The sequence below is a fragment of the Pseudarthrobacter sp. TE9888 genome (genome assembly GCF_056279345.1).
On the sequence record NZ_JBWBRD010000002.1, the window covers coordinates 3,646,145 to 3,657,317 of the forward strand.

The 11,173-nt window shown below is 64.8% G+C and carries 13 protein-coding genes; 4 read left to right on the forward strand and 9 right to left on the reverse strand.

The window, feature by feature from the left end:
- Positions 1-102 precede the first annotated feature (102 nt).
- On the reverse strand, positions 103-873 hold the full coding sequence (locus ACZ9J7_RS17375) for a GntR family transcriptional regulator (protein ID WP_387565368.1): 771 nt from the start codon (positions 871-873) through the stop codon (positions 103-105).
- A gap of 158 nt (positions 874-1,031) precedes the next feature.
- On the opposite strand from ACZ9J7_RS17375, the gene ACZ9J7_RS17380 reads away from it, so the two are divergent.
- Positions 1,032-1,325 (forward strand): HPr family phosphocarrier protein, encoded by a 294-nt coding sequence (locus tag ACZ9J7_RS17380; protein WP_476211159.1) that lies wholly within the window; start codon positions 1,032-1,034, stop codon positions 1,323-1,325.
- 75 nt (positions 1,326-1,400) lie between these two features.
- Here the strand turns inward: ACZ9J7_RS17380 and ACZ9J7_RS17385 are convergent, their stop codons facing one another.
- Genes ACZ9J7_RS17385 through ctaC form a run of 3 tightly spaced genes read right to left on the reverse strand, consistent with a single transcriptional unit; the run spans position 1,401 to position 4,352 of the window.
- On the reverse strand, positions 1,401-1,802 hold the full coding sequence (locus tag ACZ9J7_RS17385) for a cytochrome c oxidase subunit 4 (RefSeq protein ID WP_476211160.1): 402 nt from the start codon (positions 1,800-1,802) through the stop codon (positions 1,401-1,403).
- Complete coding sequence (gene ctaD, locus ACZ9J7_RS17390) at positions 1,799-3,526, reverse strand: aa3-type cytochrome oxidase subunit I (protein WP_476211162.1); 1,728 nt, start codon at positions 3,524-3,526, stop codon at positions 1,799-1,801. Before ctaD ends, ACZ9J7_RS17385 begins: the two co-directional genes overlap by 4 nt.
- Positions 3,527-3,536: 10 nt before the next feature.
- Positions 3,537-4,352 carry an aa3-type cytochrome oxidase subunit II gene (gene ctaC, locus ACZ9J7_RS17395; RefSeq protein WP_476211164.1) on the reverse strand — a complete coding sequence of 272 codons (816 nt, stop codon included), beginning with the start codon at positions 4,350-4,352 and terminating at the stop codon, positions 3,537-3,539.
- Here ctaC and ACZ9J7_RS17400 point away from each other — a divergent pair.
- The gene (locus ACZ9J7_RS17400) at positions 4,285-4,491 is read left to right on the forward strand and encodes a hypothetical protein (RefSeq protein WP_476211916.1); all 207 of its coding nucleotides are present in this window, start codon (positions 4,285-4,287) and stop codon (positions 4,489-4,491) included. The two genes, ctaC and ACZ9J7_RS17400, sit on opposite strands and share 68 nt — an antisense overlap.
- Positions 4,492-4,595: 104 nt before the next feature.
- Here the strand turns inward: ACZ9J7_RS17400 and ACZ9J7_RS17405 are convergent, their stop codons facing one another.
- Both ACZ9J7_RS17405 and ACZ9J7_RS17410 read right to left on the reverse strand, forming a co-directional pair.
- Positions 4,596-4,982 (reverse strand): HesB/IscA family protein, encoded by a 387-nt coding sequence (locus ACZ9J7_RS17405; protein ID WP_476211165.1) that lies wholly within the window; start codon positions 4,980-4,982, stop codon positions 4,596-4,598.
- A 180-nt stretch (positions 4,983-5,162) separates the two neighbouring features.
- Positions 5,163-6,620: a M20/M25/M40 family metallo-hydrolase gene (locus ACZ9J7_RS17410; RefSeq protein WP_476211166.1), complete on the reverse strand. Its 1,458-nt coding sequence runs from the start codon at positions 6,618-6,620 to the stop codon at positions 5,163-5,165.
- A 92-nt stretch (positions 6,621-6,712) separates the two neighbouring features.
- On the opposite strand from ACZ9J7_RS17410, the gene ACZ9J7_RS17415 reads away from it, so the two are divergent.
- Complete coding sequence (locus ACZ9J7_RS17415) at positions 6,713-7,315, forward strand: DUF3043 domain-containing protein (protein WP_476211167.1); 603 nt, start codon at positions 6,713-6,715, stop codon at positions 7,313-7,315.
- Between the two features lie 100 nt (positions 7,316-7,415).
- On the opposite strand, the gene ACZ9J7_RS17420 is transcribed toward ACZ9J7_RS17415, so the two are convergent.
- Positions 7,416-8,486 (reverse strand): quinone-dependent dihydroorotate dehydrogenase, encoded by a 1,071-nt coding sequence (locus tag ACZ9J7_RS17420; protein ID WP_476211169.1) that lies wholly within the window; start codon positions 8,484-8,486, stop codon positions 7,416-7,418.
- 94 nt (positions 8,487-8,580) lie between these two features.
- Here ACZ9J7_RS17420 and ACZ9J7_RS17425 point away from each other — a divergent pair, with 94 nt between their 5' ends.
- Positions 8,581-9,546 (forward strand): alpha/beta hydrolase, encoded by a 966-nt coding sequence (locus ACZ9J7_RS17425; RefSeq protein WP_476211170.1) that lies wholly within the window; start codon positions 8,581-8,583, stop codon positions 9,544-9,546.
- Here the strand turns inward: ACZ9J7_RS17425 and ACZ9J7_RS17430 are convergent.
- Complete coding sequence (locus ACZ9J7_RS17430) at positions 9,543-10,382, reverse strand: isoprenyl transferase (RefSeq protein ID WP_476211171.1); 840 nt, start codon at positions 10,380-10,382, stop codon at positions 9,543-9,545. The genes ACZ9J7_RS17425 and ACZ9J7_RS17430 overlap by 4 nt on opposite strands.
- 2 nt (positions 10,383-10,384) lie before the next feature.
- Positions 10,385-11,137, reverse strand: a complete 753-nt coding sequence (gene recO, locus ACZ9J7_RS17435) for a DNA repair protein RecO (RefSeq protein WP_141160392.1) — start codon at positions 11,135-11,137, stop codon at positions 10,385-10,387.
- Between the last annotated feature and the right edge of the window lie 36 nt (positions 11,138-11,173).

Here is an 11,173-nt window from a genome sequence, read left to right on the forward strand (position 1 = left end):
GGATCGGGCCTTCATTGTTTAATCCCGCCCGTTACCACTGCAAGGCCGTTGGGCGCCGAGGTTCCTGCCTGCGTCCGCACACAGGCGGCAGTCGTGAATCTGTCAGTGGTTGCGTGCCCGGCGGGCTCCGGGCCGTTGGAGGGGCACCCACAGCTTGTACCGGTCCGCCCGGTAGTAGGAGACGGAGTAGTCGACCATCGCCCGGGCCACGAAGGCATGCCGCTGGATCTTCAGCAAGGGCGCGCCTACCTCTACATTCAGGAGCCGGGCGGTGGACGGCGATGCGGCCGTAGCCTCGATCATGTCCTCACCCCACTCCATCACGAGCCCGAACTGCTCGCTCAGGACGTTGTACAGGGACGTGGGCGGTTCGCCATCCAGCAGGCCGGGGACCCGGTGCGCCGGAATGAAGTTCTCATCCACACTCATCGGCTCCCCATCGGCCAGCAGCAGCCTGCGGAAGCGGACCAGCGGTGTACCCTCATCGAGCTGGAGCTCGCGCGCCAGGAACGCGCTGGCGCCGATCTGCTCGAAGCTCAGCACTTTGGCTGCGGGCACCATTCCGCGCCGCTGCATCTCTTCGCTGTAGGAGGTGAGCTTTACCTGGAGATCCAGCTTCGGTCGCCGGACGAACGTCCCGAGGCCCACGACACGCTCGATGACCTCCTCCCCTACCAAGGCATCAATAGCCTGGCGCACCGTCATCCGTGCCAGGCCGAACCGCTCTGCCAGGTCCCGTTCGGATGGCAGCGCAGATCCCGGCGGGCACGACTGGGCGATGTACGCGCGAAGGATCTCACGAAGCTGGACGTAAATCGCCGTCCCGCTGGTGCGGTCGATGTCGCCCGTGATTGCGGCGGCGCCAGCTGCCATGATTTTTCTCCTGCCGGTGGGTTCACTCAATTTTAGGACGGTCTAGACCAGCCGCGGGACATCGTCCGTCTTTGGCGGCCACAATGCGGTGACCGCTATATTTGGTCTGGAAATTCACCAAAAAGACGGAGGGGGCCGTCTCTCGAAAAGGAGTCCCTTTGCCAATAGAGAAGGCTGTGGTGGCAGCGCCGGCAGGCCTGCATGCACGCTCCGCCGCGGTATTTGTCCGGGCCGTCACGGACACCGGGCTTCCCGTCACCATCAGCAAGGCCGGCGCCGCGGAGGTAGATGCCCGGTCGCTGCTCCAGGTGATGGGCGCTGACTTCGCGCAGGGCTGTGAGGTGGAACTGTCAGTGAGTGAACCTCCGCTGGGCGACGCCCAGTGGCTTGGAAGGGCGGAGGCGGCCCTGCGTGAGCTGCGCGATCTTTTGGAGTCGCAGGGGGCGGCCTAAAGGCCCTGGAAGGCATTTAACGACGGCGGGCCCCACCGGATTGGTGGGGCCCGCCGTCGTTATTCTTTTTGTTGCTTAGTGTGCGTGGTCTCCGCGGCTGTACTCGTACACCCAGCCCACGAGGGCTACGACGGCGATGCCGCCGGCGATGAAGATGATCCAAGGGCCGACTGCCAGGCCCAGGAAGCCGGTAGCGCAGGCGATGCCGAGCACCAGGGGCCACCAGCTCCAGGGGCTGAAGTGGCCCTGCTCGCCGGCGCCCTCGTGGATCTCAGCATCGCTGCGGTCCTCGGGCCGCAGTCCAACACGCTTGCCTGTGAATCCCAGGTACGCACCGATCATGCCGGCGAGACCGCCCACGAGGAGGATGCCAAGGATGCCGACCCACTCGCCCCAGCTGGTCAAAAAGCCGTAGACCAGGGCGACGGGTACGAAGAAGAAAACTCCGGAGCCAAAAATCCAGGATTCGATTTTCACTGTGCAGTGTCCTTCTGGTCGGCGTTACCGAGAACTGCGGCCGCGGGGGCGGGCGAATCGGCGGTGTGGACCTGGCGGAGTTCCGGGTGGTGCAGGTCCAGGGCGGGACGCTCCGAACGGATCCGGGGCAGGGAGGTGAAGTTGTGCCGCGGCGGCGGGCAGGAGGTGGCCCATTCCAGCGAGGCGCCGAAGCCCCAGGGATCGTCTACCTGGACTTTCTCAGCCTTGCGCCAGGTGATGTACACGTTCCAGAAGAACGGGATCAGGGACGCGCCCAGCACGAACGAGGCGATGGTGGAGAACTGGTTCATCCAGGTGAAGTTGTCCTCCGGCAGGTAGTCCGCGTAGCGGCGGGGCATGCCCATGACGCCGAGCCAGTGCTGGATCAGGAAGGTGCCGTGGAAGCCCAGGAACAGCAGCCAGAAGTGGATCTTGCCGAGCCGCTCGTTGAGCATCTTGCCGGTCCACTTCGGCCACCAGAAGTAGAAGCCGGCGAACATGGCAAACACGACCGTGCCGAATACCACGTAGTGGAAGTGCGCCACCACGAAGTAGGAGTCCGAAACATGGAAGTCCAGCGGCGGGGAAGCCAGGATGATGCCGGTGAGGCCGCCGAACAGGAAGGTGATGAGGAAGCCGAGGCTCCACAGCATGGGGGTTTCGAAGGTCAGGGACCCCCGCCACATGGTGCCGATCCAGTTGAAGAACTTCACGCCGGTGGGCACCGCGATCAGCATGGTCATGAAGGAGAAGAACGGAAGCAGGACCGCGCCGGTGACGTACATGTGGTGGGCCCAGACGGTGACCGAGAGGGCCGCGATGGCGATGGTGGCATACACGAGGCCCTTGTAACCGAAGATCGGCTTGCGGCTGAACACCGGGAAGATCTCCGAGACGATGCCGAAGAACGGCAGCGCGATGATGTACACCTCAGGGTGTCCGAAGAACCAGAACAGGTGCTGCCACAGGATGGCGCCGCCGTTGGCGGGATCGAAGATGTGGGCACCGAACTTCCGGTCCGCGCCGAGGGCGAACAGCGCCGCGGCCAGCGGGGGGAATGCCATGAGCACCAGGATGGCGGTGATCAGGGTGTTCCAGGTGAAGATCGGCATCCGCCACATGGTCATGCCCGGGGCGCGCATGCAGATGATGGTGGTGATGAAGTTGACGGCGCCGAGGATGGTGCCGAAGCCGGACAGTGCCAGGCCGAAGACCCACAGGTCGCCACCGATGCCCGGCGTGAACGTGGTGTTGGACAGTGGCGCGTAGGCAAACCAGCCAAAGGACGCCGCGCCCTGCGGGGTGATGAAGCCGGACACGGCGATGGTGGAACCGAACAGGAAGAACCAGAAAGCCAGCGCGTTCAGGCGCGGGAACGCCACATCGGGGGCACCGATCTGCAGCGGCATGATCACGTTGGCGAACCCTGCGAACAGCGGGGTGGCGAACATCAGCAGCATGACGGTGCCGTGCATGGTGAACAGCTGGTTGTACTGTTCCTTGGTCTGCAGGATCTGCATGCCGGGCTCAAAGAGTTCGGCGCGGATCAGCAGCGCCATCACGCCGCCGAGGCAGAAGAACACGAAGGACGCGATCAGGTACATGTACCCGATGGTCTTGTGGTCCGTGGAGGTGATCCAGTTGACGACGATGCGCCCCTTGGATTTGGGTACCACGGGAGCCGACAGGACTCCCGCAGGTGCGGATTGGGTGTACGTAGCCACGTCGCTCCCCTTACTTGGTTTCGTTCAGGTTCGGGTTGCGGTCGTACTCAACACCGAGCAGGCCGGTGTTGCCGGCAGCCTTGAGCTGGTCCATGTGGGCCTGGAATTCGGATTCCGACACCACCTTCACGCGGAACAGCATTTCGGAGTGGTACTCGCCGCAGAGTTCGGCACACTTACCGTCGTAGGTGCCCTCTTTAGTGGGGGTGAACCGGATGTAGTTGGTCTTGCCGGGAATCATGTCGCGCTTCTGCAGGAAGGCGGGAACCCAGAAGGAGTGGATGACATCGCGGGAATTGAGCTCGAGGTCAACAGACTTGTTGACCGGCAGGTACAGGGTGGGGAGCTTTTCCATGTCGATGGTGTTGCCGGTGAGGTGTGCCTGGACGCCTGCCTCGTGGAGGTCTTCCTGGATCACCTGGCCGGACTTGTAGTTGAAGTCCCAGGCCCACTGTTTGCCGCGGACGTCGACGACGACGTCGGCAGGCTGTGAACGGTCATCGATCGCCTGCTGGTCACGGTCCGTGAAGTAGAAGAACACCAGGACCATGAAGATGGGGATGGTGAGGTAGAAGACTTCGAGCGGAAGGTTGAAGCTGGTCTGCCGCGGGAATCCGACGGTTCCCTTGCGGCGGCGGTAGGCGACAATACACCAGATGATCAGGCCCCATGTGATGGTGCCAACCACGAGCGCAGCAATCCATGAGTTGACCCAGAGGTCCATGATGCGGTCGGTGTTGCTGGTGGTGCCCCGTTCAGTGGGCATCCAGCCTTTCTCTACCTCTGGCGAACATCCGGTCAAAACCAACGCGCCGGCTATAGCCAAGCTTGAGATCGTGGTGATCGTTTTGCGTCGGCTGCCGGTTCGGTTCTGCGAACTCACAGACGGCCCTTCCTACTTGTTGCTGTTGTCCGGGCAGCCCATCGGCGCTCCGGGCACAAAAAAGTTTTACTACTCGATGTAGAGCTTACCGCTCCGCCGGGCGTTTCGCCCACATGTCGGCGCCGAGCCCCCGTGCCGTTTTAAACGGCTGGGAGCCCGGCGCCGACATCAGGCGAAAGAACCGGCTTAGTGGAATGAATCGCCGCAGGCGCAGGAGCCGCCGGCGTTCGGATTGTCGATGGTGAAACCCTGCTTCGAGATGGTGTCCTCGAAGTCGATGCTTGCACCGCTGAGGTACGGCACGCTCATCTTGTCGACGACGACCTCCACTCCGTCATAGTCGCGGACAGCGTCACCCTCAAGGAGCCGTTCGTCGAAGTAGAGCTGGTAAATCAACCCTGAGCAGCCACCGGGCTGCACGGCAACGCGCAGGCGCAGGTCGGTGCGGCCTTCCTGCTCGAGGAGGCTGCGCACCTTGCCGGCGGCGACGTCGGTCAGGTTGACCTCGTGAACGGGCAGTTCGTCGCTGGCCACGGTGGTGGCGGTGCTGTTTTCGTTGGTTGAGGTGCTCATTGGCCTACCTTCTTAGGACGGTCTGGCGGCGTCGCCGTAACGGCGCCTGCCCCTACAAATACGGTATGGGCTATAGCTACATGCTACGCGCGGCAGTCCTGTAGCTCTAACTCCTGGCGTAACCGTCAAAGAACTCAGGTTGTTCCCTGGACGAAGGACAGGTGCCGGCGTGCCGAACGGTCATCGTTTCCCTGTGGTGAGGCCTTCGTTGTTCAGCCGGCTGAGCATGAGCGCTTCGGCCAGGATGGCATTGCGGAAGTCGCCAATGTGCAGGGACTCGTTGGCACTGTGCGCACGCGAATCTGGATCTTCCACCCCGGTCACCAGGATCTGGGACTCGGGATACAACTCAGTAAGGTCGGCAATGAAGGGGATGGACCCGCCGATGCCCGTTTCGACGGCCTGAACCCCCCAGGCCTCCCCCAGTGCCCACATCGCTACCGTTGCGGCGGCGGATGATGTGTCGGTCTGGAAGGGGTTGCCTGCCTCGCCCGGAGTGAAGACCACCTTTGCCCCGAAGGGCGCGTTGGCTTCCACGTGCCGGCGCACTGCGTCCATGGCCTCGGCGGGGACCTGGCCGGGCGCCAGCCGCAGGCTGAACTTTGCCCTGGCCCGCGGAAGCAGCGTGTTGGAAGCGACGTCGACGGCGGGAGCGTCGAAACCGATGATGGAAAGGGCGGGCTTGGTCCACAGCCTCGAGGCGATGCTTCCCGACCCGGCCAGGCGGACGCCGTCAAGCACGGACGCGTCGGCGCGGTAGTCGGCCTCGGGCATCTCTACGACAGCCGTATCGGTGGCCACCAGCCCTTCGATGGCGACATTTCCGTCGGCGTCGTGAAGCGTGGCAATCAGCCGGGCTAGCAGGGTGGGGGCGTCCAGGACCGGTCCACCGAACATGCCGGAGTGCACCGCGTGGTCAAGGACCTGTACCTCGATAGTGCCGTCGACCAGGCCGCGGAGGCTGGTGGTGAGGGCAGGCGTGCCGACCTTCCAGTTGCTGGAGTCGGCCACCACAATGACGTCGGCCCGGAGCAGTTCACGGTTCGCTTCCAGGAAGGTCCGGAACGTGGGCGATCCTGCTTCTTCCTCGCCCTCGATAAAAAATGTCACGCCGAGGCCCAGGGCGCCGCCAAGGACCTCGGCCGCAGCTGCAAAAGCGGCAATGTGCACCATAATGCCGGCTTTATCGTCGGCGGCGCCGCGTCCATACAGCCGTCCGTCCTTCTCGACGGCGGTAAAGGGCTCGGTTTCCCACAGCGACTCATCGCCCACGGGCTGGACGTCGTGGTGGGCGTAGAGGAGGACTGTCGGCTTCCCTGCGGCAGCAGGGCGGCGGGCGACGACGGCCGGGCCGCCGGGCGTCCCGTCGGCCTTATTAACGGACAGCACCTCGACGTCCCCAAGCCCCGCGGCTCGAAGAAGCTCCGCGACGGCGTCGGCGCTTCGCTCCAGGGGGGTGCGCTCGAAGCTGGGCCAGGCAATCCCCGGGATGGCAACCAACTCCATGAGCCGGTCCAGGGTCTGGTCGAAGGACCGGTCTACAGCCGAACGAAGGTCTTCCGTCCCGCCGCTGGCCTCCGGGCCCGGTCCTGTCGTGGTAGTCGTGCTGCGCGGGGTTGCCGCGGGTGATGAAGTCATGGCCAAAACATTACCCCCGTCACTTTTGGCCGGCGGTCAGCGGACCTGCCGCCGCAGGCGGGAGGCGGGCCGCTGCAAGGTATTCTGGTCAGGTGTTCGGACGTAGAAAAGAAGCGCCTTCGGCGCAGGAGACCATAGACCAGCAGGCAGCGGAGGCGGCGGCACGGCAAGGAAGCGTGGCGGGCAAGGGCGCACCCACCCCAACGCGGAGGGCCCAGGAAGCCGCCCGCAAACGGCCGTTGGTACCTGAGGACCGCAAGGCATCCAAGGCCGCCGAACGCCAGGCCGTGCAGGACCAGCGCCTCAAGATGCGCCGTGCCCTGGATACCGGCGATGAGAAATTCCTGCCGCTTCGCGACAAGGGTCCGCAGAAACGTTTTGCCCGCGACTTTGTGGATGCCCGGTTCAACCTCGGCGAGTACCTGATGTTCGGCGCCCTGGTCTTCGTACTGGTGTCGTTGGTGGTTCCCGCCTCCAGCGACATGATGATCTACGTCCTGGGAGCTTTCTGGGTGATGTTCCTGGCGGTCTTCGTGGACGTGTTCATCCTGTCCCGCAAGCTCCGCAAGCGGCTGACGGAAAAGTTCGGCGAGGTGGAGCGCGGTACGGTCTGGTACGGCTCCATGCGGTCCCTCCAGTTCCGGAAACTGCGGCTGCCCAAGCCCCAGGTCCAGCGCGGCCAGTACCCCGCCTGACCATCCATAAACCTCCTAACCACGGGCACCCCGGCGGAAATCCGCCGGGGTGCCCGTTTTTGGTAGGAGCCGCAGTCACAGGCGCCATGGGATTTAGGGGTCAGGAGCGGCGGTTCTTTGCCAGCTGCTTGTTGATCCGTGCCGCCCAGAAGGGTCCCTCGTAGAGGAAAGCCGTGTAGCCCTGCACCAGGGTGGCTCCGGCGTCGAGCCTTTCCTGGACATCCTGCGCCGACTCCACGCCGCCAACCGACACCAGGCTCAGGGCGTCTCCGGTGGCGTGCTTGAGCCGCTTCAGCACCTCAAGGGAACGCTGCTTCAGGGGAGCTCCGGACAATCCCCCGGCGCCGCAGTTCTGCACCGATTCCGCCGGCGATGCCAACCCTTCCCTGGCGATTGTGGTGTTGGTGGCAATGATGCCGTCCAGCTTCAGGTCAAGGGCAAGTCGCGCCACGTCGTCGATGTCCTCGTCGCTGAGGTCCGGTGCGATCTTCACCAGCAGGGGTACGTGCCGTCCGGCGGCGCGGTCGGCTTCCTGTCCTACGGCGGTCAGCAGCGGACGAAGTGTTTCCACGTCCTGGAGCAGCCGCAGTCCGGGGGTGTTGGGGGAACTGACATTCACCACCAGGTAGTCGGCAGCAGGCGCCAGGCTGCGGGCGCTTACCAGGTAGTCCTCCACGGCGTCGGCAAGTTCCACCACTTTGGTTTTGCCGATGTTGACGCCGATGACCGGACGCACTGACGGGTAGCGGCGCTGGAGCGCGGCACGCGCTGCCTTCAACCGCGGCGCAACGGCAGACGCGCCGTCGTTGTTGAATCCCATCCGGTTGATGACGGCCCGGTCCTCCACCAGGCGGAAGAGCCTCGGCTTCTCATTGCCCGGCTGCGCCTGTCCGGTGATGGTGCCAACTTCAATGTGCCCGAATCCAAGGTCCGACAGGGCCTCGATCCCGTGGCCTTCCTTGTCAAAACCCGCAGCGAGCCCGAACGGCGAAGGAAAAGTCACGCCGAAGGCGGTCGTTTGCAGCGACGCTGCCGGAGCAGTCAGCTTCTGCAAGACCCTCCCTGCTCCCGACGCATGCGCGAGCCGGATGCCCTTGAATCCGATCTTGTGGGCGCGCTCGGCGTCCATCCATGAAAAGGCCAGCCTGAAGAAAGTGGGATAAACGCGCATGCCTTTAGTTTCACGTCTCCGGGGGCGCCACACCAAAACGGTGAAGCCGCCGAACGGACCGGCGGACCGCGGCGGCCCGGTCTAGCATGAGGGCATGCAGTGGCAGCAGGACATCCTGGGGGCTGATTTCGAGTCCCACACCTTTACGGCGGCCGGACCTGACGGGGTAGACCGGACAGCAACCCTGGTGCGGCTCAGGCTGGGCGCGGACACCGCGGCCGCCGGCGGCCGGCGCCGGGCTGTGCTCTTCCTGCACGGCTGGAGCGACTACTTTTTCAACGTTGACCTTGCCCGGTTCTGGGCTGCCGCCGGCTATGAGTTCTACGCGCTGGACATGCATAATCACGGCCGGAGCCTGCGCCCGGAGTCACCCGGGGGCTACGTGGCGGACCTGGCCGCTTACGACGCCGAAATCGAAGAAGCCACCCGTGTCATCCGCCAGGAGGGCGTACCCGGACCGCTGGCTTTGATGGGCCATTCGACCGGCGGACTGGTGGCGGCCCTGTGGACCAGCCGGCATCCGGAGGCCGTCTCCCTGCTGATCCTGAACAGTCCCTGGCTGGAAATGCACGGAAGTTCCCTGGTCCGGCGGGCAGCCTCCAGCATGGTGCGTCCGGTGGCCCGCTTCCGCCCCCAGGCGGTCCTCCGCCTTCCGGAGCGCGGCCACTATTGGCGGACCATCAGTGACGCGGCCGACGGCGAGTGGCCCGTTGATGAGCGCTACCGTCCCCGCCTGGCATTTCCTGTCCGGGCAGGGTGGCTGCGGGCAGTCCTTGCCGGGCATGCCCGCGTGGCCCGCGGCCTGGATATCGAGGCACCAATCCTGGTCCTGCTGTCCAAGGGAAGTGCCAACGGCCTGCTCTGGTCCGAGGAGATGCGGCGGACTGACGCCGTCCTGGATGTGAACATCATCAGCACCCGGGCACTGACCCTGGGCCGTACCGTGACCATCGAGCGGATTGACGGTGCCCTGCATGACGTCTTCCTCTCCCCCGGCCCGGTCCGGTCCGATGCCTATTCCCGCCTGGCCCGCTGGCTGCGGGCCTACGGCGAAAGCTAGTCCGCCTGGGGATCCGCCGTCGCAGCGGCGGCATCGACGGCCCCGCCGTAGCGGCGGTCGCGCCTGGCATATTCCTCGACGGCGGTCCAAAGGGTCCGCCTGTCAACATCGGGCCACAGCGTGTCCATGAAGACGAACTCCGCATACGCGGACTGCCAGAGCAGGAAGTTGGAGAGCCGCTGCTCCCCTGAGCTGCGCAGGAAGAGGTCCACGTCGGGGAGGTCGGGCTCATCCAGGTACTTCTGGATGGTCCGCTCGGTGATGGCGCCCGGCTTCAGCCTGCCTGCTGCAACGTCCGCGGCTATAGCGGAGACAGCGTCGGTTATCTCAGCGCGGCCGCCGTAATTAACACACATGGTCAAATTACAGGTGGTGTTGGCCGCGGTGAACTCCTCTGCATCCTCCAGTTCCCGGATCACGGAACCCCAGAGGCGCGGCCGGCGTCCTGCCCAGCGCACGCGGACGCCCCAGTCGTCCAATTGATTCCGCTGCCGTCGAAGCACGTCCTTGTTAAATCCCATCAGGAAGCGGACCTCTTCCGGGGAACGGCGCCAATTCTCGGTGGAGAAGGCGTACACGCTGACATACTCAATCCCCAGCTCGATGGCACCGGCCATCACATCAAGCAGGGCCGGCTCTCCCGCCTTGTGGCCCTCGATCCGGGGCAGGCCGCGCTGGTTGGCCCACCGGCCGTTGCCGTCCATGACGATGGCCACGTGCCGGGGAATGAATTCAGCAGGGATGGAGGGGGCCACCGCGCCGGAAGGATGCGGGTAGGGGGCCACCACGGGATGGGTGCGCTTGCGGGGTGCATTGTTCTTTTTTCCCAAGGCCACTGTCAGCTGCGCTCCACATGTTTGAGGGATTTCAGTACTCGTTCAAGATGCCACTGCAGGTACGCCGCCACCAGGCCGGCGGCCTCCTTGCGGTGCTGCGGCAACGACGCATCCGCCGTGGCCCAGTCACCGGTCAGCAGGGCCGCCAGCAGGACAACGGTTTCGGATGCCGGCGCGGGTGACCCGGGCGGCCTGCACTGTGCGCAGACCATGCCGCCCAGTGGCGCGGAGAACGCGGTATGCGGGCCGGGCATTCCGCACCGGGAACAATCCGTAAAGCTGGGGGCCCAACCGCCCGTGGCCAGGGCACGGAGCAGGTACGAGTCCAGGATGAGGCCTGCGGCGTGGTCGTCGCGGCTCAGTGCAGCGAGGGCGCCCACCAGCAGGTTGTACTGGGCGGTTCCGGCTTCACCGTCCACGTCGGTCAGTTTCTCCGCGGTCTCCGTCATGGCGGCGGCAACCGTGTACCTGCCGTAATCCGCGGCGATACTGCCGCCGTACGCACCCTTGGCAACTGCCTGCGTGACGATGTCCAGCGTGCGGCCGGACACCAGTTGCAGGTCTGCCACCATGAAGGGTTCCAGCCGGGCACCAAACCGGCTGCTGGTGCGGCGCACGCCCTTGGCGACGGCGCGGACCTGGCCGTGGTGCTTGGTCAGGAGCGTGATGATGCGGTCCGCCTCACCCAACTTGTGGGTACGGAGTACCACGGCGTCGTCCCGGTACGCCCGGGAGGCAAAAGACTGTTGAACCACGCTCTATCTTCCCATCCTGCCCGGCAGCATGCCGAC

Excerpts from the sequence above, each read along its gene's own strand:
- ACZ9J7_RS17375 (WP_387565368.1), bottom strand. The coding sequence starts at position 873 with ATGGCAGCTGGCGCCGCCGCAATCACGGGCGACATCGACCGCACCAGC.
- ACZ9J7_RS17405 (WP_476211165.1), bottom strand. The coding sequence starts at position 4,982 with ATGAGCACCTCAACCAACGAAAACAGCACCGCCACCACCGTGGCCAGC.
- ACZ9J7_RS17410 (WP_476211166.1), bottom strand. The coding sequence starts at position 6,620 with ATGACTTCATCACCCGCGGCAACCCCGCGCAGCACGACTACCACGACA.
- ACZ9J7_RS17420 (WP_476211169.1), bottom strand. The coding sequence starts at position 8,486 with ATGCGCGTTTATCCCACTTTCTTCAGGCTGGCCTTTTCATGGATGGAC.
- ACZ9J7_RS17425 (WP_476211170.1), top strand. The coding sequence starts at position 8,581 with ATGCAGTGGCAGCAGGACATCCTGGGGGCTGATTTCGAGTCCCACACC.